Source organism: Veillonella agrestimuris, assembly GCF_943193065.1.
GTDB classification, from domain to species: domain Bacteria; phylum Bacillota; class Negativicutes; order Veillonellales; family Veillonellaceae; genus Veillonella; species Veillonella agrestimuris.
In genome coordinates this window covers 1-19,307 of the sequence record NZ_CALPCS010000006.1, presented here as the reverse complement: position 1 = coordinate 19,307, position 19,307 = coordinate 1, and the positions used below count along the sequence as shown (strand labels likewise).

Here is a 19,307-nt window from a genome sequence, read left to right as displayed (position 1 = left end):
TTTTTCTATTAATGTTAATCGTCTATTATAGTGAGGTATTATGATTATACGACACATTTATGTTATGGCTGTTTTTATAGCCATTATGATAGGTTTTTCTGTACATACCGCGGAAGCGCGCCAAGACGTATACGCCTACACGTACAATGGCAATAATTGGTATGTGGACCAAGATTCTGTGAAAGCCACTGCTGATGCCCTTAACTTTACGGTATATACTATGGCAGGTTTACGGTATGACGTATCGAGCCAAGGCAATTATTACAATGCTAATGTGTTCTATCACGAGCAGCCGTTAGCTACTGAAAGCGGGCAGTCCCTGTATAAAAATCCTGGTATGCTCGCGGCAACCCGTGCGGCGCGACAAATGAAAAGCACCGTGCAAGCCAAACCAGTAACGCCACCAGTAGTAGCGCAGTATGAAGAAGAACAGAAGAAACAGCAGCGCAGCACTGTCAATGCAGGTAGTAGTACCGTAAGAGAACCTGCTAAGAAGCAATCATAGAAACGAGCATACAAGCTATTATAGTAACGTTAATGTATGGGAGCAAAGGATTGTGTTATGGTACAACGTATGTCAACAAAAGAATTATTTGCTGAATCCATACTAGAATTGGTTCGCACAACACCTCTACAGAAAATAACGGTAGGGGCTATTGCTAGTAATTGTGGTATGACATCTCGTTCTTTTTATAACCACTTTTTAGATAAGTACGATTTAGTGAATTGGATTTTCATCAATCAAGTTGAACAAGCGTATGCACAACTAGGGTCAACGCTGACATGGAAAGAGTTGTTAATTCATTTGATACATATTATGGAGGAACGAAAATCCTTTTATAAATCTGTTCTTGTTGACTTTTCCGTGGAGACTAATTTTAAAACAAAGGTTATAGAACGGAGCACCGATTTATTGTTGGCCTATATTACTGATACACATGCAGATATAGAAAACTTGGCAGAGTTAACATTTCAGGTGGGGACATATTTTTACGGTATGATGGGAATGATGGAACTCCAGCTGCACAAAGATAAGCCTATGGATGTCGATCAGATTGCTGATTATTTTACGCTGGCTATGCCTGAAATACTCCGATCTTATTTGGATTAGTGGTATATCCTTTCTATGCTTGAGCTATTATCCATATATTTCACAATTTTCTATATTTGTGAAATTATTTCATAAATCGATTTTATTAGTAATTGATTGAAATATTTCGAAAAGATATACTGTAGTCAGAAGGTAGGATTACCTTTTGATTACAGTTATTTTTTTATTCATAGTTAATGAAATGTATGAAACTATATAGGAGGTTCTCAAATGAAAAAGGAACATGTTATTAAACAACTGCAAAGCTTAGTGGATCAAATATTGCCAGCTTCGCAAAATCATGAAATTCATAGTAACATTTTTTTAGCACAAGGTTTCGCAAAATTAGGTGACAAATATAAAGCGCATGCACAAGAAGAACGAGACTTTGCCGTTAAATTAATGAATCGTATCATTGATTTAGGTGGAAAAGTGGAGCACAATGCAAGCGAGTCTATGCCAGTATACGAAGATGTACGCGAATATTTAGCGCATGAAGCTGAATTACAAGCTGCTGGCGTTGCTGCTTTAGCAGAGTGTTTACAAGCACAACAATTTGATATTACTTCTTATGAACTATTAAAAGAATATTATATTGATGAAGAAGAAGATTTATTCTGGATGGAACAACAATTAGAACTTATAGAGTGTATTGGTTATGAAAATTATCTTATTCAACAGCTTTAATAGAGAGGAAGTTTAGTTATGTCTATTTATAATTACTCTGTTCCAACAAAATCTGGTGAAGAAAAAAGCTTACAAGACTTTGCTGGTAAGGTGCTTGTTATTGTTAATACGGCTAGTAAGTGTGGTTTTACACCGCAATATGATGGATTAGAAGCATTATATAAACAATATAAAGAGCAAGGGCTAGAAATTATTGCTATTCCATCTAACCAATTTGGTGAACAAGAACCTGGTACAAATGAAGAAGTACAAAGCTTTTGTAAATTAAATTTTGGCGTTACGTTCCCGGTTATGGCGAAATCTGATGTTCGTGATGCCCATCAGTTACCATTATTTTCCTATCTTACTGAACAGCAACCTTTCAAAGGGTTCCCACCAAGTGATTTAACACAAATGTTGACTGATCATTTGAACAGCATTGACCCTCATTATTTAGATGATGACCAAGTAAAATGGAATTTCACTAAATTTGTAATTGATCGAGATGGTCATGTGGTAGCGCGTTTTGAGCCAATGGCAGATCCAAAGGAAATGGAAAACTGCATTAAAGAATTATTATAATGCTTTAATTTATACGAGAGAGGAGCCTGTTTATGGCAATGACAAAAGATTTTCTTTACAATGAATTTAAACATAATATAGAAGCTGGTAAATTTCAGTACGGTATAGCCCAAGAGATTCCTTCTGCAGAAGTGGCAGAAGTACTGGCTACATCTAATTATGACTGGTTATTCGTAGATGGTGAGCACGGTGCTCACGATTTGCGATCCATCGTAGAAATTTCACGTACCGTCCTTCCCTATAATGTAACACCTGTTGTACGTATTCCCGAAGCAGGAACTGGTATTTTAAAACAGTATTTAGATTCTGGTATTCACAATATTATCATTCCTAAAGTAGAAAGTGGCGAAGAAGTAGAACGTATCATGTACTGGGCATCCTATGCACCAAGAGGTAATCGCGGTATGGGGGCTCCTGCTGTACGGGCTGGTCGCTATGGTCGCATTCCTGATTATCTCGAACGTATTAATGATGAACTTTGCATTTTGCCACAAATTGAAAGCAAAAAAGGTATTGAAAACTTAGATGCTATTGCATCTGTATCAGGTATTGGTGGTATTTTCTTAGGGCCTATCGATCTGGCTGTTGATATGGGTCATGGACTGAATATTTTCCATCCAGAAGTAGAAGAAGCCATGGAATATGCCATCAAACGCATTCGAGAATTAGGTGTACCTGTAGGAACTGTGGCAATGACACCTGAACAAGGTAAACGCTTTGCTGATTTAGGTGCTAGCTTTATTGGCATTGGTGCAGATACCCAATTGTTGGTACAAGCAGCAGATGCTAATTTAGAAACATTTAAACAAGGGATGCAGCGATAAGCGCATTGAATTAAGATATATTTATGATGAAAAAAGAGTAGTAGCCATGTGGCTACTACTCTTTTTCATATGTATCATGTTGCGTACTTTAAACTATTTACTATAAAGCCGATGCCAATAATGAGAAGGGCTAGATGTAGAATAATCAATAATATTGTAGATTGTGACGTAGGTGATGGTTGCAAGTTATATTTATTTTGAATTTCAGTCGTAACGGGGAGATATGATGTAGGTTCACCATAATTATTAGCGGATGAATCCCCTTTGGTTATCATTAAAATAATGAACCATATGGGACCAATGAGGGGGATAAAATTTATCAAGAAATAAAATCCTGATTTATTTATATCATGAAGTCTACGCACGGTTATTGCTAAACCTGGTAAAAATAGAGCGAAGCCCATAATCATCGTTGCTATATAAAAGATACCTATTGCAACGAATCCATTTGTTAGGAGTCCAATTATACTAGCTAAAAATAAGATAGCACATGCAACAATAGATGAAAAAAAGGAATATCTCCAATATTCACCTCTACTAGCACGGCCGTTGAATTCTACATATTTTTTTGTTACTACAAATTTGAAATTGTCTAGATCGCTCAGTTCATACGGATCCAAATTATATATTTTTACAGGATATGTAGGGGTTGGTGGTACAGATTCAGAACTCATGACTTGTTTGCCACAAGAAGTGCAGAATTTTGTTGTTTCTGGTAATTGAGTACCACATTCTTTACAATACATATAGTAATCTCCTTAGTATATAATTACTTTATAATATAATTCTTTTCGTCATCATCATAATAATATATAAGTATACTATTATAATAAATTTTTTAAAATATATAATTTATAAGTTACATGAAATATCTCTAATATTTCATGTTAAAATAAATATGAAGATTATTTATTCATTTCCATATATCAACTGAGGTGCAGTATGACTGAGGCTAATTCTAATCATCATGAATTAATGCAAGAGAGTAGTACTACTATAATTGATACATCTAATACAGTTGTTGATGCGGCGACGGATCAAGGGCAATCAATAACGACTGTAGAGGAGCATGTTGTTGATTTAGATAAAGAACAACAGGTAGATAAGAAAACGGTTTGGATGCGCAATTTGCTAGATATATCTAAACGCAACAGTTTGATTTCTTTCAAACCAGGGCCAAAAACGATTCAGCTCATGGGAAGCAGTCTAGGAGCATTAGAAGATGCTTTGGCAGACGGCAAAGCGTTGCTCTTAAAGGATCAAGTAGCAGAGTGGAGTGGATCTACAGACAGTACCACGGTTATTAATGTGGACAGTCAACTTGAGTTGGTGGAACGCATTAGCGAAGCCGATTACAAAGCGGGACAAGTGCATACCTTCCTAACGGGCCCAGAATTGCAAAAGCGGACGAAAGACCTATTCCGAGACGCTAAGAAGAATATTGAGGAAAGCGGGGCTAACTCTTTATACTTAGCGCTCGGTTTGTTGCGCTGGATAGATCCAAAGGAACCTAAAGATGCTGATGGTAATCCACCTGTTCGTTATGCACCACTTATACTGGTACCTATTGAGTTAGTGCGGGGAACGCATGACCAATATAGTATGCGCATTCGCGAAGACGAACCGCAGTTTAATATTACCTTGGTAGAAATGCTGCGCATGAGTTTTGGATTGCAACTGCATGGCCTTAATCCATTACCGCAAGATGAGTCGGGCATTGACTTGAAAGGTGTTTTTAGCACTGTACGGCGTGCTGTTATGTCCATGCCTATGTGGGATATTGTAGAAACCGCCTTTTTAGCTAACTTCTCTTTTAGTTCGTTTGTTATGTGGAATGATTTGCGCAATCGTTTTGATAAATTAACAGAAAATAAAGTTGTTAGTGCGTTGGTGAATGGTCGTTACGGAGATTACCATACGGAAGCTATGGATCTGACGCGCTTAGACGAAGATTATAAAGTATCTGACTTAGCTATTCCTAGCAGTATCGACTCTAGTCAATTGGCAGCTGTTATCGAAGCTTCCAAAGGGGTTAGTTTTGTTCTACATGGACCTCCGGGGACAGGTAAGTCGCAAACGATTACAAATATGATTGCCAACGCATTGTATCAAGGGAAGACGGTGTTATTTGTAGCTGAGAAAATGGCTGCTCTTAACGTCGTAGCGGATCGGTTAGGCCGTATTGGACTCGGTAATTTCTGCGGTGAAATTCACTCTAGTAAGACGCAAAAACGGGTAGTTTTAGATAAACTACAAACCGTTCTTGATATGAAACAAGCCTCTCAAAGCGAAGAATATGTGCGCAAAACGAATCGGCTTCAAACTATTAAGGATGAATTGAATCGCCAAATGAATGCCATTCATAAACTGCGTCCTCAAGGCGTTTCTTTGTACGATATGCTTGCGTTGTGTCAGCAATATCCAGCCGAATACCGCAGTTTACGGTTTAGTACGGACTGGCTTACGACTATGACGCCCACCGTGTGGGATGACACGATGGCTCTGTTGCGTCAGGTAAAACAAGTAGTGATGGAACTACGCGGTGATGTTCATCATCATCCGCTGCAGGCCTTTACCAGTGCTGACTATACATTGACGAACGCTGATTCAGTAAAGACCCTCTGTGACAGTATACTTTCACAAATTGAAGACGTGAAAGTCTCTATGAACGCTGTACTACGCAGTGCAGGAGATAGAACAACAGAAGTGGGTAGAACGATAGAAGCGGATGGATTTACGATGACTCCAGCTTATGTGGAACTCATGATGCGACTCAGCAATGTAATAGATGAAAAATCTGTTAAAACAGTTATCGATCGAGAGTTATGGAACAAGTTGTGTGATGCAGATGTAGAGCAACGATTGGCAGAATTGGCTAATTTGAATGAGCACTTAGAAGCATTACGTCGTGAAGTGTTTCAAGATTATGTAGACCAAGTGGAGACCTTAGACCTCATGGCTATAGCAACGGCTGTAACGGCAGGGCGAAATGGTCTATTCTCATTCATTATGCGTTCCAAAGCCGTACGAAAAGCTTTAGCTCCAATTAATGCGTTGCGCAAAGGTGGAGACGTTGTGACAGACGATAGCTGGGACGCTGAATTAGAGCGGTTGCAAACCTTACAAGAAGCGAAGCGCCGCGTTGACGATTTAGTAGCCGCGCTCTTGTCTGTACTAGGCCCTTCCGTAGCAGTTGGATTTGACGCTGTTGATGCCTTGTTAGACCTTCATACAGTGATGGCCGTTGCTACGCAAGCAAAGCAAGGGACGCAGGTTAACTATAAGGATATGGAAGTGAGCCCAATGGCTCAAACTATACAGGATGTATTCCCTGTGTACGATTTAGTACAGCGTGCTAATAAATTTGATATTACTGCACTCGCTGCAGCTGTAGAGTCATTACGTGCATCTAGCCGTGAATTATGGGATTTAACAGGTGCGGAAGTATCGCTTACAACCATTAGTGACGAGGCATTAACGAATGTAGCAGGTCAAGTACAGGTGTGGCGTGATCATATCGACTTGTGGAAAGAATGGTCGCTGTTGCAACATACTTTCACAGCCCTAAAAGATGCTGGGTTATCCGTCGTTGTAGAAGCGTTACAAGAAGGCGAGATAGACTTAGCTCATTTAGAAGATATTGGCAAAGCTAGCCTGTCCTATGGACTTATCAAATTGTTTACCCAAACGTCGCCAGAATTGTCGAATTTTAGCCGCCTTATAGTGGAAGGCAAAATTGATGAATACAATACATTGATTGGTGAAGTAGAATCGTTGTGCCAAGAGCAAATCGTTCATACCTTGTTAGATGCCATTCCAAGTCCGTTAACGTGGACCGAAGAAGAGTCTCTTCAATTGGCGCAAATTAATAGAGCCATTCAAAGCAAAGGACGTGGCGTATCCATTCGCGAATTGTTCAACAACAATGCACAGGTGATGCGTAAATTATTGCCATGCATGTTGATGAGTCCATTGTCAGTGGCACAATACATTGATTTAGAGTACCCGAAATTTGATCTTGTCATCTTTGATGAAGCCTCACAAATTCGCACAGGCACAGCTGTAGGGGCTATGTCGCGGGCGGAGAACGTCATCATCGTAGGGGATCCAAAACAAATGCCGCCGACGAATTTCTTTAACGGCAATAAAGTAGATGAAGATAATGTCCACGTAGAAGACTTAGAGAGCCTCTTAGAAGACTGCTTAGCAGTGAGTATGCCGCAGCGATACTTGTCTTGCCACTACCGTTCCCAAAGTGAAAGTCTCATTGCTTTCTCCAATATGAACTATTACGATAGCAAAATGATGACCTTCCCAGCACCGACGGATCTCGTGTCTAAGGTGACTTTCACACATATTGAAGGTACCTACGACCGCGGTGCAACGCGCACTAATGAGGCAGAGGCGAATGCCATTGTGAAAGCCATCGAAGAACGGCTCCGCAGTGGTGATACGAAGACAACCATCGGCGTTATTACCTTTAATATGACCCAATCGAACCTCATTGAAGATAAACTGCAGGCCTTGCTTGATAGTGATAAAGATTTGCGCGAGGCTGCCGATGCTATGAGTGAAAGCATATTCGTGAAAAACCTTGAAAATGTACAAGGTGATGAGCGGGATTGCATTTATTTCTCCATTACCTACGGGCCAGATGAAAATGGTAGAGTATTCCAAAACTATGGTCCTCTAGGGCAACAAGGAGGTTGGCGACGCCTCAACGTAGCCGTATCTCGAGCGCGTAAGGAAATGCACATCATTAGTACCTTACAGGCTAGTGATATTGCGGTGCACACGAAAACGGTAGAAGGCGTACGGGGACTGCGTGATTTCATTCAATATGCCCAAATGGGACGATTGCCGCAAACCGTGGTGGCTGATAGTCAACAAGACTTCCTAACAGAACGCATTGCTGAGTACGTGAAATCCTTAGGATACGACGTGCGTACTAATGTAGGTACTTCACAATTTAAAATTCCACTAGCCGTGGTGAAACCAAACTCCAAGGATACCTTTGGCTGTGCCATTCTTATGGACAACACAAACTATGCTAAACTGCCAACCATGCGAGATCGAAATGCCCTCGTACCAGGCGTCCTCGGCAGAATGGGGTGGCCTATGTACCGCATTTGGACCATCGACTGGTTCGAAGACCTGAAAGGCGAACAAGAACGCTTGCGCAGGTATTTGGCGGAGAACTTGGGGGATGTGAGATAGTATTTGGTGAAAGCTATCATTGTCTCTTGCGAGTATAACTGAATAGAAATAAAAATGACCTAATGTTTTAGCATTAGGTCATTTTTATTTTATCCTTATATAAAGGTACAGCTTTGATATAATAAATATATTAATGAAGAGAAATGAGGTAAATTATGGTAAAGCGAATCAACACACATGGTGGTGGAGCACAAACAAATATAAATGGTTTACAATTTGAGCAAACAACATCTTTACAAGATGCTTTAGAATTGGCGGGATATACAGTTGATAGTACAAAGATATTAAAAGATGGTATAGAAATAGGCTTATCTGTGCCAAAGAGAAAATTGTATACGGACTTTTTAGAATTAAAAGAAAATAATATTGATTATGCAAAATACAATTCTAAACGATGGGAACCAGACGAATGTTTTATTAATTTTAACAATAAGCATATTTATATTATCGAGAAAAAATTCCAGAATAGTTCTGGTTCTGTTGATGAGAAGTTGCCTAGTTGCCACTTTAAATTGTTAGAATATTCAAAACTATTTTCAGAATTAGAATATTTTGTTGTTTATTTATATGTTTTAAATGATTGGTTTAAGCAAAAACAATACAGCGATACGTTAACTTATATTGAACAAATGGGATGTCATTACTTCTATAATGAAATACCGTTAGATTTCTTGGGATTATAACTGCTTTCTATAGGCGTTTTAAAATATCTTTTATTAAATTTTTATGAAGTTAAAGATTGATACAAGAGAATCTGCTCTTAATGTCGAAATTGCATTATTAATGGATTTTAGGATGTTTGATTTTGAATTAAGGAGATACTTTATGCGTTTAAAAACAGTAAGATTAAAGAATTTTAGAGGATATAAGGATGCAATTGATATCCCTATATCAAGTTTAACTACATTTATAGGTCGAAATGATGCTGGGAAATCTACTATTTTAGAAGCGTTAGAAATTTTCTTTAATAATAAATTAGTAAAAATAGATGCAGGTGATTTGTGTATAGAAGCGGAAGAGCAAGAAATAGAGATTTCATGTGTCTTTGATGATTTACCTGAGTCGATAATTGTAGATACAGAAGTACGTACAACTTTTAAAGAGGAGTATTTATTAAATAAAGATAAGGATTTAGAAATAGTAAAACATTACAAGATAACTAGTAGTACACCTAAAGAATCAATTTTTATTAGATGTTTACATCCAGAAGGTGAGGATTATGGTGACTTACTTTCTTTGAAAAATTCAGATTTAAAGAAAAGAGCTAAAAATTTGGATTTAAATCCTGATTCTTATAATGCTTCTATAAATAAAGAGATTTATAGTCAGATTAAAACGTACTTACCTACGTATGCGCTATTCCAATCGGATAGACCTAGTCGAGATGATGATCCTGAGGTTACAGATCCGATGAAGATAGCAGTTCAAGCAGCATTAAAATTAGTAGATGAAGAACTAGATAAAATAAAACAACAAGTTCAAGAGGCTGCTTGTGAAACAGCTGAACGAACATTAGAAAAACTTAAAGAAATGTCACCTGATATAGCAAAACATTTGAGTTCTGAATTTAAAAGTGAACCTAAGTTTGAGTCATTATTTAAATTAACTATCAAATCAGATGATAATATTCCTATAAATAAACGTGGAAGTGGTGTTAGGCGTTTGATTTTATTAAATTTCTTTAGAGCAGAAGCAGAACGAAGATTAGAAGAAGAAGATAAAAATCAGATTATTTATGCATTTGAAGAACCGGAGACTTCACAACATCCTAAACATCAGAAAATGCTTTTAAAAGCATTTCAAGATTTAGCTAACTCTAGTGCGTGTCAAGTGATATTTACTACTCATACGCCAGCTTTAGCTTCAGCTGTACCACTTGATGGTTTAAGATTTATCACTTCGATAGATGGAGTAAAAACGATAAAAACATCGGACGATGAGACGCTTCAAGAGATTTGTGATGAATTAGGTATTCTTCCAGAGGCTATTCCACCGCATGTAAAAGCTTTAATTTTCGTTGAGGGAAAAGATGACATTACTTTTCTTAAACATCTATCGAAAGAGCTTTCAAATGCTAAATATATAAGTGAAGATTTAGTAGAAGCAAAAATTGGATTTATACCTATATCTGGATGTAAGAATTTAAAATATTGGATAAATCATAAATTAGTTGAGCAATTTGGTTTACCATGGGGGATCTTAATGGATTCTGATGAAGGCGCAACACATTCCACTGATAATAAAAATGAAATTGAAAAGCTTAAGAAAGATGGAATAAAAGCTTTTTGCACTAGAAAGAGAGAAATTGAAAATTATATAGATGTTTCTGTAATAGAGGGCTACGAGGGACATAAACTAACAGATACTTGTGATGCAAAAGCGGAAATTCTTTCTGGACTTCCTTCTAGCGATGAAAAAGAAAGAAAGAGAAAGAGGAGTACTTTTATTGATAAATTTTGGACAAAAATGACTGTAGAACAAATTAGAGAATCAGAAAAATATGTAGATAGTAATGGTGAAACACGTTATGAATTTACAGAGATGCTTACAGAATTTTTAACTTTGGTTAAATAAAAATTTTATAAATTTCATTTGCTATCCTTCCATATCTAGAATAAAATATATATAAGATGTTGGAAGGGGGGCATTATGAAATATATACAATATATAAGTGCGAAAGAAGCCGCCGACAAATGGGGAATTTCTCAACGTCGAGTGGCTTCTTTATGTTCTGACGGTAGAATTAATTTTGCTCAAAGAGTAGGTAATATGTGGATTATTCCTGCTGATGCAGAAAAACCTGAAGACGGGCGACATTCACGTTATCAAGGAGAGAACTTAGGCGTTACAAAGACTCAATCAGAAAGGATTGCTTCAGAAGCAATGATAACAGAATCAATTAAACCATTTTTAAAATGGGCGGGCGGAAAAGGTCAATTATTGTCCACTATTCAAGAATATTATCCATTTAAAGAAAACAATATTACTCGTTATGCGGAACCATTTGTAGGCGGAGGTGCTGTTTTATTTGATATTCTTAATCACTATGATTTAGAGGAAGTTTATATTAGTGATATTAATGCGGAATTGATTAATGCTTATAAAGCGATACGAGATGATGTAGAAGGTCTTATTTCACTGTTACAAGTGATGGAGGATGAATATATTCCTCTTAAAAATGAAGAACGTAAAGTTTATTTTTATGAAAAAAGAGAGCGTTTTAATGAGTTAAAAGCTAAAGAAAGTGATGAGTTAGACTTAGAAAAAGCAGCACTCATGATTTTCTTAAACAAAACTTGTTTTAATGGGTTATATCGAGTTAATAAAAAAGGTCAATTTAATGTTCCTATGGGCGGATATAAGCGACCTACCATTTGTGATGCTAAAAACTTAAAGGCTGTATCAGAGCGGTTGCAAGGTGTAACTATTGTTCATGGAGACTATAAACAATCCGAGTCTTTTGTAAATGCATCGACGTTCGTATATTTTGATCCACCTTATAGACCAATCACTGAATCTGCTAGTTTTACTGCTTACACAGAATACGACTTTAATGATAAAGAACAAAAAGAATTGGCTAACTTTGTAAATGCTATTAGTAAAAAAGGGGCTAAAATTGTTCTTAGTAATTCTGACCCTAAAAATATTGATGAAGAGGATAACTTTTTTGATGATATATATGCAGCCCATACTATACGTCGTATAGAAGCAGCACGAATGATTAATAGTAATGGCAATAAACGAGGAAAAATTAAAGAGTTACTTATATCTAACTTTTAATCATGGAGAAAAATATGGCACATAGAGATTTTATGGAATGGCTAAGTGGTTTTAGAAAGAGCATTGCAAATTATGGATATTATATTGATTTCTCGAAAGTTTATCGAAATGTAGAAGATATTAAAATTGAGTTGCATATTCTTAATTCTTTAATTGGATCTGGAAATATTGAAAATGAATTTAAGTTGTTACTTTCAAAGTATCCTGAAATTATAAAGTGTATTCCTATATTAATAGCCGTACGAGCTAATGAAATTTATTGCCAAGACGAAAATGGAGGGCATTCATTTAATTTCAATCCGAAAACAGCTTCGTTATCGACAGAAGAAGATATTGAGTTATATACGTATTTTATGCGAGAAACAGGATTGTTTGATTTGCTTAGTTCCCATATCATTAATAATTTGGTTGATTATGTGACTGGTGTAGAAACAGGATTAGATTCAAATGGCCGTAAAAATCGTGGTGGTCATTTGATGGAAGATTTAGTAGAAAAGTTTATTCTTCAAGCTGGATTTGAAAGAGATGTAAACTATTTTAAAGAAATGTATATTCATCAAATTACAGACAAATGGGGGATTGATCTATCTGCTATTTCTAATCAAGGTACGACTGAGAAGCGATTTGATTTTGTTGTAAAAACAGAAGCTATGTTATATGTTATTGAAACGAATTTTTATAGTAGTGGTGGGAGCAAATTGAATGAAACTGCTCGCAGTTATAAAACATTAGCTTTAGAAGCAGATACGATTAAGGATATTACTTTTGTGTGGTTTACAGATGGTTATGGTTGGAACAGTGCACGAAATAATTTAAAAGAAACCTTTGATGTGATGGAACATATTTATAGTATTTCTGATTTGGAAAGTAATATTATTCGAAAGGTCTTTAAATAATGGCTACAACGGCTAAAAAGATAAAAAAATGGGAACCTGATGATTTTGAATTAGAAATGACCACACATTGGTCCTTTCCTAAACGTGGAGATTGGGCTACACATGATGCGAAATGGAGAGGTAATTGGTCTCCGTATATTCCCCGTAATTTATTACTTCGCTATTCAAACGAGGGGGATTTAGTATTAGATCAGTTTGCTGGAGGAGGCACTACGCTAGTAGAAGCAAAATTGCTGAATCGTAATATTATTGGTGTAGATATCAATGATGTGGCTCTTGAACGTTGTAAAGATAAAGTTGATTTTGAATATGAAAATGCAAAGGGTAAAGTCAAATTATATAAAGGTGATGCCCGTCATTTAGATTTTGTATCTGATGAGAGTATTGATTTTATATGTACTCATCCACCGTATGCCAATATTATTCAATATAGTGATGGATTAGATGGTGATTTATCACAATTAAAAGTACCCGATTTTTTAGAGGAAATGAAGGCTGTTGCAGTAGAATCTTATCGAGTTCTTAAAAAAGATAAATTTTGTGCCATCTTAATGGGGGACACTAGACAAAAAGGACATATGATACCAATGTCTTTTGATGTGATGCGGATTTTTGAGAACACTGGATTTAAATTAAAAGAATTAATTATTAAAGAACAACATAATTGTCGTGCTACAGGATATTGGAAAACAAATAGTGTTAAATATAATTTTTTGTTAATCGCACATGAGTATTTATTTGTATTTAAGAAATAAACCCTTGTAGTCTTGATTCTTAAATAGAAAAAAGACCTAATGTTATAAACACTAGGCCATTTCTCGCTTAAATTTGTAATTTATTCTGAGATGAGCCTAGCGTTTCCACACACTTGCTATCCCTTTGTTCATATTATAGCATATAGTACCTACGAATCTGCAAGAGGGAGTATATATATATCATTCTTCAGTAGTATGGTAGTATAGTCTATTTTACTACTAGATATAGTTAGACTATATATTTTTTCTTACAAAGGAGCCCATTATGGAACACACATCAGGCATGGTCGTATTGTATCTTTGGTTTTGGTTAGCTTACCGTGTGTACTCGTTAAAAGAAGATTACAGAGATATGCGTAAGTATATGAAGGGCGAAGATGCTAGAATGGCTAATCTTCGAGAGGAGAAGATAGAGAACGTCCGAAATAGTGCTTTGCAGATATTGTCAGAAGGTACAACGAAGGTGCTTGTTGCATTGGCGACGGTCATTGGCATCGTTTATTATTCCCTTGATATCATAGGGCTTATTATTGCTATTATGTATTTTCATTTTCCCACTTATATATATTGGGGCATCCTAGGTCTCATTGGTGTGCTGGTGGTTCGGTTGATTAATAGTAGTGTTCAAATCCCGACTACATTTCTTTTAATCGTTCACAGCGATGCTAGTGCGGAGGCCATCAAACGATTGTTAAAGCGGAAATTCCCTGTTCGCCTAGCTCCGCCAGTGATGGTCATCATCCACCTTATCTGCCTCGCTGTAGCCATTTATGCTGTAGCACAGTTTGTGTAAAGCTGGCTTTCACCAGTACAATAGGTACATAGATAATATCCTAACGCTAGTATAGTGTTAGGATATTTTTATACACATATTTACCATATCCACTCTTACCATATCGAAAATATATGATATAATAATCCTAACGATTACTCAATCATTAGTAACCGCATATGTTGTTGCTAATGATGGATATACAGTAATTATAGATATACAGTATTGTTCCACATCAAAAGGAGTTCATCATGCACACTTGTACGTGGCCAACAACGGAATTATATCAGGTCTATCATGATCATGAATGGGGACGTCCTGTTCATGATGATAAGCAGCAGTTTGAACATCTTATGTTAGAGGTGTTGCAATGTGGCCTCAGTTGGATTACGGTGCTCAATAAGCGAGAAGATTTGAGGGCTGCTTTTGATCATTTTGATTATCATATCATAGCAGCTTATACTGATGCGGATGTAGAGCGTATTATGGATGCGCCTAATGTGATTCGAGCAGAACGTAAGATTCGAGCGATTATTAATAATGCCCAGCGGTTTTTAGAAATTCGAGAAGAATTTGGTTCTTTTAACGCGTATATATGGGCTTTTACAGACCATAAGACAATCGTTTATGAAGGGCATCCAGAAGGCAATATTCCTGCTAAGAATGAATTATCTGAATGCATTGCCAAAGATTTAAAGAAACGAGGATTCAAGTTCTTAGGTCCTGTTACGGTGTATTCCCATTTGCAAGCTAGCGGTCTTATTAATGACCATGGTAGAGATTGTCCGTGCTTTGCGGATATTAATGACACAGCAGATGTGGTGTTTGTTAAAGCGTAGTAACGCCGCATATATGGAATGATTACGGAGCTTTACGAAGCTTTCATAGGCGTTAGAAAGGAAATACCTATGCCAGGGTTAGGTACGGTCATTAACGTGGCCCTCATTATCGTCGGTAGTGTACTAGGACTTGTGTTCCGGCGAGGGATGAAAGACAATTTAAAAGAAACCCTCATGATGGTCAGTGGCGTTATTGTGCTGCTTCTCGGTATGAGCGGTGTTATGCAGTATATGTTGGTCATCGTAAATGGCTCGTTACAGACGACGGGGCCTCTCATGATGATCATTAGTATGGTTATTGGTGCCGTTATCGGCGAACTTATTGATTTTAACCGATGGATTATTCGCTTAGGCGACTGGCTGAAAGCCAAAACTGGCAACAGCGGTGACCCGCAGTTTACTAATGCTTTCATTACTGCATCTATTACGTTTACTGTAGGTGCCATGGGCGTATTGGGATCTATTCAAGATGGTTTGTCTGGTAATTACCAAACGTTATTGTTAAAAGGCATCCTTGACGGTATTATTGTAATGGTTATGGCCTCATCATTGGGGCGTGGCGCATTGTTTTCGTTTATACCTGTTGGCATTACGCAGCTTATGATTACCTATATGGCTAATTGGGCGGCGCCTCTTATGACACAGGCAGCTATTGATAATCTGTCCTACGTAGGCTCTATTTTGATTTTCTGCGTCGGTATTGACCTTATTTGGCCTGGAAAAATTCGTATTGCTAATTTGCTACCTGCTATTTTCATCGCTATGGTGCTTACATTTATTCCTATGTAAATGAATAGATGTACGAGCTTATTTATACAGAACGTAGTAGTGACTATATTTATTCGTTAAATCAATTATGTAAATGCAGAAAGAAGGAGTTTATTATGTTATTTGTAGAATACCCTAAATGTACAACTTGTAAAAAAGCGAAGAAGTTTTTAGATGATCACAACATCAAATATACGGACCGCGATATTAAATCGGAAAATCCAACGGCTGAGGAAATTGCTGCGTGGTACCCACAATCGGGGAAAGATTTGAAAGCATTCTTCAACACATCTGGCATGATCTATCGTGAACAACAGCTGAAAGATAAATTGCCCACTTTGAGCGAAGAAGAGAAATTAGCTTTGTTAGCATCGAATGGAATGCTTGTAAAGCGCCCTATTTTAGTGCTAGATGACAAAGTTTTGGTAGGTTTTAAAGAAGCAGAGTGGAGAGACGCATTAGGGCTATAAACTTCATGAAGAAATCATGTAAATCTCCGTGCCAAGCCGTTGACGTTTATCCTTAAATTGTGTACAATTTTTTTATAAACTAGTTGTGTGTAATGGAGGTTATTAAATGGCGCGTTTTGGAACGTTAGAGGGCTACAAACGGATGGAAGATATTCCGGCAGATGACTATCTGCTATTGGAAAACCAATTGGGCTTCCCTTTGTATGTAGTGGCAAAAGAAATTGTAAATGCATACAGAGATTATTTGGATCCGTTGAATTTAACGTATACCCAATATATTGTAATGATGGCTTTGTGGCAGTATGGTGATTTATCGGTTAAGCAATTAGGTCAAGTATTGCGTCTTGACTCTGGTACATTAACGCCACTTCTTAAAAAATTAGAAACGAAAGGTTTCTTAACGCGTAAGCGTAGCCATCGTGATGAGCGCGTCGTTATGGTTACTTTAACAGAGGCAGGTAAAGCCATCCGTGAGAAAGCGGTAGGGATTCCGCAACAAATCGCTGCCAAAGCAGGCCATGTTTTCTCTGTAGAAGAAACAGTAGAATTACGTAAATTGCTTAATAAATTGTTAGATGCCATTGATGCATCTCACGGTGTATCTAATCCAGAAGATATGATTGAGACAGGCAAATAATATTGTTCTTCACTGGGATATGGTATAATAATCTTGTTAGTATTAGTAGGGTGATGATCATCACGACTCAAGGAAAGAGGAGATTGTTATGAAAACAAAATTTTTTGCTACTGCTGTATTAGCTGCAGCATTATGCATTTGCTCTAATGTGAGCGAAGCAGCGAACTGGAATGGGTTAGCAAACTACCCAGAAGTGCCAAACAGTGCTAACGGTTCTGAAACATACTATTTCGACAAAGCATCTCAATTCAAAGAAGTTGATGGTAGCCGCAACATCGTATTCGGTATTAACGTGATTAATATGCACAATAACCAATATGGCGAAGCGACATTATTCCACTATCTTGTAAATCCTAGCTTACAAACTGTATATCGTATAGCGCCTAACGGTGAACGTTACCAAATTACTCCTGGCACTAACGAATACAACATGTTTTTAGCTGCATACCGTGAAGTATACGGCAAAGATTTGGCATTCCCTAACATGTTAGACGTGCCAGAAACATTGAGAAAAACGCTATAATCGTACATTCCTAATAGGCTGTTTAGGTAAAGAGAGCGTATCCAGTGGGTACGTTCTCAACGATATAATCTGTAATGGTGAAAGTTCGACTGCGGGCTTTCACCATTTATTATGTGTAAATTTATATATAAGATAGGCACACTATATAGGTAGTGTATTCCATAGATATGGCGTCGTTCATGCACGTAGCATACAGTATGTTTGGTGCATGTCGCATCATGGTCTTTAGTGCTTATCGTAAGGAGTTATATGTTTGATTTGAGTCTAACCGATATATTAGCCCGTATACCGGCTATTATTGTTGTATTAACTGTATTCGGCTACGCCCAAGCGCAAACTGCTGTATGGCTCGGTGATCCAACGCCTAAACTGGCAGGCCGTTTGAATTTGTATCCTACCAGTCATTTGGAATTAGTAGGGACTCTCGTGATGTTATTAATCGGTTTCGGTTGGTCAAAACCAGTGCCCATGGATCCGAATAACTTTGAAAATCCACGCCGCGATATTACCCTCGTCACTTTTGCAGGTCCCGTGTTTAGCCTTATCGTCGGATTTATAGTTGCATTTATTCTCGTTTTGGGAACATCTATGGGATTCATCACGTCTCTTGGTCTCATCGAGGTGTTACGTACAATTATGTTGTATAGTGTGGGTATAGCGTTATTCTGTTTAATTCCTATTCCGCCGCTACCAGGGTTTAATTTGGTCTTGCCGTGGTTACCGCCGACATGGCAATTACGTTATTATCAACTGGGTATTTGGAATCTTATCTTTTTGATTATTCTCATTAATACGCCGATTTTAACATCTGTTATTCGCCCATTAATGCTCAACATATTACATATCTATAGCATTATTATGCAGGCAATATTGGGTAGCTCTTTCTTATAGACGGTCGTCATAGTCGATTAGTTTGTATTAGTCCATCCGTGTTATGAGTGTTCCGTTAGTGTTATATTAGCGTTATATACTTATATATTATGAGCTCAAGTGAGTAAAGGAGAACCCTATGGATTTTGAAAGCAACCAAGTCCCAGAAGCTATTCTGGATAAATTGACAAAAGTCTGCACATGTCGCAGTATTACAAGGAAGACTATTAAAGAGGCTATTTTTAACGGTGCCCATACATTCCCTGCTGTGAAAGAAGCCACTCGTGCAGGTACAGGTGCCTGCGGTGGTAAAGGCTGTGGACCACGCATCGTAAAATTGTTAGCAGAATTAAAGGAGCAAGGTCGTATATAACGATTCGATTATCTAGTGATTGATGTATACGCTAGTTAAGTGCTATTTCATAACATGCGTTCATTAGGCGGATTGTAATTGTTGTGTAGGAACTCCCTACGATAGAATTAATATATTAATTTATTTTATATATCGCGTTGTTAGGAATTTCTAATAGCGCGATTTTTTATGGTTCTATAATAAATGTTGGGGTGTCACCATCAAGGTGGCACAACCAACATTATTTTTTTGCAAAAAAAATAAGC

The 19,307-nt window shown here is 37.3% G+C and carries 20 protein-coding genes; 19 read left to right on the top strand and 1 reads right to left on the bottom strand.

Annotated elements, in window-relative coordinates; genetic code table 11:
* Positions 1 to 40: 40 nt before the first annotated feature.
* From NFR29_RS03965 to NFR29_RS03945, 5 genes are all read left to right on the top strand, one after another.
* Positions 41 to 505 carry a Tat pathway signal protein gene (locus NFR29_RS03965; RefSeq protein ID WP_251423589.1) on the top strand — a complete coding sequence of 155 codons (465 nt, stop codon included), beginning with the start codon at positions 41 to 43 and terminating at the stop codon, positions 503 to 505.
* 57 nt (positions 506 to 562) lie between these two features.
* Positions 563 to 1,111 (top strand): TetR/AcrR family transcriptional regulator C-terminal domain-containing protein, encoded by a 549-nt coding sequence (locus tag NFR29_RS03960; protein ID WP_251423587.1) that lies wholly within the window; start codon positions 563 to 565, stop codon positions 1,109 to 1,111.
* A 210-nt stretch (positions 1,112 to 1,321) separates the two neighbouring features.
* Complete coding sequence (locus NFR29_RS03955; protein WP_251423584.1) at positions 1,322 to 1,777, top strand: ferritin-like domain-containing protein; 456 nt, start codon at positions 1,322 to 1,324, stop codon at positions 1,775 to 1,777.
* A gap of 18 nt (positions 1,778 to 1,795) precedes the next feature.
* Positions 1,796 to 2,338, top strand: a complete 543-nt coding sequence (locus tag NFR29_RS03950) for a glutathione peroxidase (protein WP_251423579.1) — start codon at positions 1,796 to 1,798, stop codon at positions 2,336 to 2,338.
* 32 nt (positions 2,339 to 2,370) lie between these two features.
* Complete coding sequence (locus NFR29_RS03945; RefSeq protein WP_251423576.1) at positions 2,371 to 3,162, top strand: HpcH/HpaI aldolase family protein; 792 nt, start codon at positions 2,371 to 2,373, stop codon at positions 3,160 to 3,162.
* Positions 3,163 to 3,236: 74 nt separating this feature from the next.
* On the opposite strand, the gene NFR29_RS03940 is transcribed toward NFR29_RS03945, so the two are convergent.
* On the bottom strand, positions 3,237 to 3,908 hold the full coding sequence (locus NFR29_RS03940) for a DUF805 domain-containing protein (protein ID WP_251423573.1): 672 nt from the start codon (positions 3,906 to 3,908) through the stop codon (positions 3,237 to 3,239).
* A 196-nt stretch (positions 3,909 to 4,104) separates the two neighbouring features.
* Between NFR29_RS03940 and NFR29_RS03935 the strand changes: the two genes are divergently transcribed.
* From NFR29_RS03935 to NFR29_RS03870, 14 genes are all read left to right on the top strand, one after another.
* Positions 4,105 to 8,379, top strand: a complete 4,275-nt coding sequence (locus NFR29_RS03935) for a DUF4011 domain-containing protein (RefSeq protein ID WP_251423570.1) — start codon at positions 4,105 to 4,107, stop codon at positions 8,377 to 8,379.
* Positions 8,380 to 8,534: 155 nt separating this feature from the next.
* Positions 8,535 to 9,062, top strand: coding sequence for a hypothetical protein (locus NFR29_RS03930; RefSeq protein WP_251423567.1), 528 nt, complete (start codon positions 8,535 to 8,537; stop codon positions 9,060 to 9,062).
* A gap of 43 nt (positions 9,063 to 9,105) precedes the next feature.
* The gene (locus tag NFR29_RS03925) at positions 9,106 to 10,953 is read left to right on the top strand and encodes an AAA family ATPase (protein WP_251423566.1); all 1,848 of its coding nucleotides are present in this window, start codon (positions 9,106 to 9,108) and stop codon (positions 10,951 to 10,953) included.
* Positions 10,954 to 11,028: 75 nt separating this feature from the next.
* Complete coding sequence (locus NFR29_RS03920) at positions 11,029 to 12,159, top strand: Dam family site-specific DNA-(adenine-N6)-methyltransferase (RefSeq protein ID WP_251423563.1); 1,131 nt, start codon at positions 11,029 to 11,031, stop codon at positions 12,157 to 12,159.
* Between the two features lie 32 nt (positions 12,160 to 12,191).
* Positions 12,192 to 13,055: a type II restriction endonuclease gene (locus NFR29_RS03915; RefSeq protein WP_251423560.1), complete on the top strand. Its 864-nt coding sequence runs from the start codon at positions 12,192 to 12,194 to the stop codon at positions 13,053 to 13,055.
* Positions 13,055 to 13,810, top strand: a complete 756-nt coding sequence (locus NFR29_RS03910) for a TRM11 family SAM-dependent methyltransferase (protein WP_251423557.1) — start codon at positions 13,055 to 13,057, stop codon at positions 13,808 to 13,810. Before NFR29_RS03915 ends, NFR29_RS03910 begins: the two co-directional genes overlap by 1 nt.
* A gap of 265 nt (positions 13,811 to 14,075) precedes the next feature.
* The gene (locus NFR29_RS03905) at positions 14,076 to 14,603 is read left to right on the top strand and encodes a hypothetical protein (RefSeq protein ID WP_251423554.1); all 528 of its coding nucleotides are present in this window, start codon (positions 14,076 to 14,078) and stop codon (positions 14,601 to 14,603) included.
* Between the two features lie 230 nt (positions 14,604 to 14,833).
* Positions 14,834 to 15,421, top strand: coding sequence for a DNA-3-methyladenine glycosylase I (locus NFR29_RS03900; protein ID WP_251423551.1), 588 nt, complete (start codon positions 14,834 to 14,836; stop codon positions 15,419 to 15,421).
* Positions 15,422 to 15,490: 69 nt separating this feature from the next.
* Complete coding sequence (locus NFR29_RS03895) at positions 15,491 to 16,210, top strand: DUF554 domain-containing protein (protein WP_251423548.1); 720 nt, start codon at positions 15,491 to 15,493, stop codon at positions 16,208 to 16,210.
* Positions 16,211 to 16,305: 95 nt separating this feature from the next.
* A complete protein-coding gene (locus NFR29_RS03890; protein WP_251423545.1) occupies positions 16,306 to 16,659 on the top strand; it encodes an arsenate reductase family protein in 354 nt (117 codons plus the stop codon).
* Positions 16,660 to 16,765: 106 nt separating this feature from the next.
* Positions 16,766 to 17,296, top strand: a complete 531-nt coding sequence (locus tag NFR29_RS03885; protein WP_251423542.1) for a MarR family winged helix-turn-helix transcriptional regulator — start codon at positions 16,766 to 16,768, stop codon at positions 17,294 to 17,296.
* Between the two features lie 88 nt (positions 17,297 to 17,384).
* Entirely contained in the window at positions 17,385 to 17,819 is a 435-nt protein-coding gene (locus NFR29_RS03880; RefSeq protein WP_251423539.1) for a hypothetical protein, read from the top strand.
* 249 nt (positions 17,820 to 18,068) lie between these two features.
* Entirely contained in the window at positions 18,069 to 18,710 is a 642-nt protein-coding gene (locus NFR29_RS03875) for a site-2 protease family protein (RefSeq protein WP_251423536.1), read from the top strand.
* Positions 18,711 to 18,828: 118 nt separating this feature from the next.
* Entirely contained in the window at positions 18,829 to 19,062 is a 234-nt protein-coding gene (locus NFR29_RS03870; RefSeq protein WP_251423533.1) for a (2Fe-2S)-binding protein, read from the top strand.
* Positions 19,063 to 19,307 lie beyond the last annotated feature (245 nt).

Coding starts and splice junctions, on each gene's coding strand:
- NFR29_RS03945 (WP_251423576.1), top strand. CDS start 2,371: ATGGCAATGACAAAAGATTTTCTTTACAATGAATTTAAACATAATATA.
- NFR29_RS03890 (WP_251423545.1), top strand. CDS start 16,306: ATGTTATTTGTAGAATACCCTAAATGTACAACTTGTAAAAAAGCGAAG.
- NFR29_RS03935 (WP_251423570.1), top strand. CDS start 4,105: ATGACTGAGGCTAATTCTAATCATCATGAATTAATGCAAGAGAGTAGT.
- NFR29_RS03910 (WP_251423557.1), top strand. CDS start 13,055: ATGGCTACAACGGCTAAAAAGATAAAAAAATGGGAACCTGATGATTTT.
- NFR29_RS03875 (WP_251423536.1), top strand. CDS start 18,069: ATGTTTGATTTGAGTCTAACCGATATATTAGCCCGTATACCGGCTATT.
- NFR29_RS03885 (WP_251423542.1), top strand. CDS start 16,766: ATGGCGCGTTTTGGAACGTTAGAGGGCTACAAACGGATGGAAGATATT.
- NFR29_RS03905 (WP_251423554.1), top strand. CDS start 14,076: ATGGAACACACATCAGGCATGGTCGTATTGTATCTTTGGTTTTGGTTA.
- NFR29_RS03965 (WP_251423589.1), top strand. CDS start 41: ATGATTATACGACACATTTATGTTATGGCTGTTTTTATAGCCATTATG.
- NFR29_RS03930 (WP_251423567.1), top strand. CDS start 8,535: ATGGTAAAGCGAATCAACACACATGGTGGTGGAGCACAAACAAATATA.
- NFR29_RS03955 (WP_251423584.1), top strand. CDS start 1,322: ATGAAAAAGGAACATGTTATTAAACAACTGCAAAGCTTAGTGGATCAA.
- NFR29_RS03950 (WP_251423579.1), top strand. CDS start 1,796: ATGTCTATTTATAATTACTCTGTTCCAACAAAATCTGGTGAAGAAAAA.
- NFR29_RS03960 (WP_251423587.1), top strand. CDS start 563: ATGGTACAACGTATGTCAACAAAAGAATTATTTGCTGAATCCATACTA.
- NFR29_RS03900 (WP_251423551.1), top strand. CDS start 14,834: ATGCACACTTGTACGTGGCCAACAACGGAATTATATCAGGTCTATCAT.
- NFR29_RS03895 (WP_251423548.1), top strand. CDS start 15,491: ATGCCAGGGTTAGGTACGGTCATTAACGTGGCCCTCATTATCGTCGGT.
- NFR29_RS03920 (WP_251423563.1), top strand. CDS start 11,029: ATGAAATATATACAATATATAAGTGCGAAAGAAGCCGCCGACAAATGG.
- NFR29_RS03915 (WP_251423560.1), top strand. CDS start 12,192: ATGGAATGGCTAAGTGGTTTTAGAAAGAGCATTGCAAATTATGGATAT.
- NFR29_RS03880 (WP_251423539.1), top strand. CDS start 17,385: ATGAAAACAAAATTTTTTGCTACTGCTGTATTAGCTGCAGCATTATGC.
- NFR29_RS03940 (WP_251423573.1), bottom strand. CDS start 3,908: ATGTATTGTAAAGAATGTGGTACTCAATTACCAGAAACAACAAAATTC.
- NFR29_RS03925 (WP_251423566.1), top strand. CDS start 9,106: ATGAAGTTAAAGATTGATACAAGAGAATCTGCTCTTAATGTCGAAATT.
- NFR29_RS03870 (WP_251423533.1), top strand. CDS start 18,829: ATGGATTTTGAAAGCAACCAAGTCCCAGAAGCTATTCTGGATAAATTG.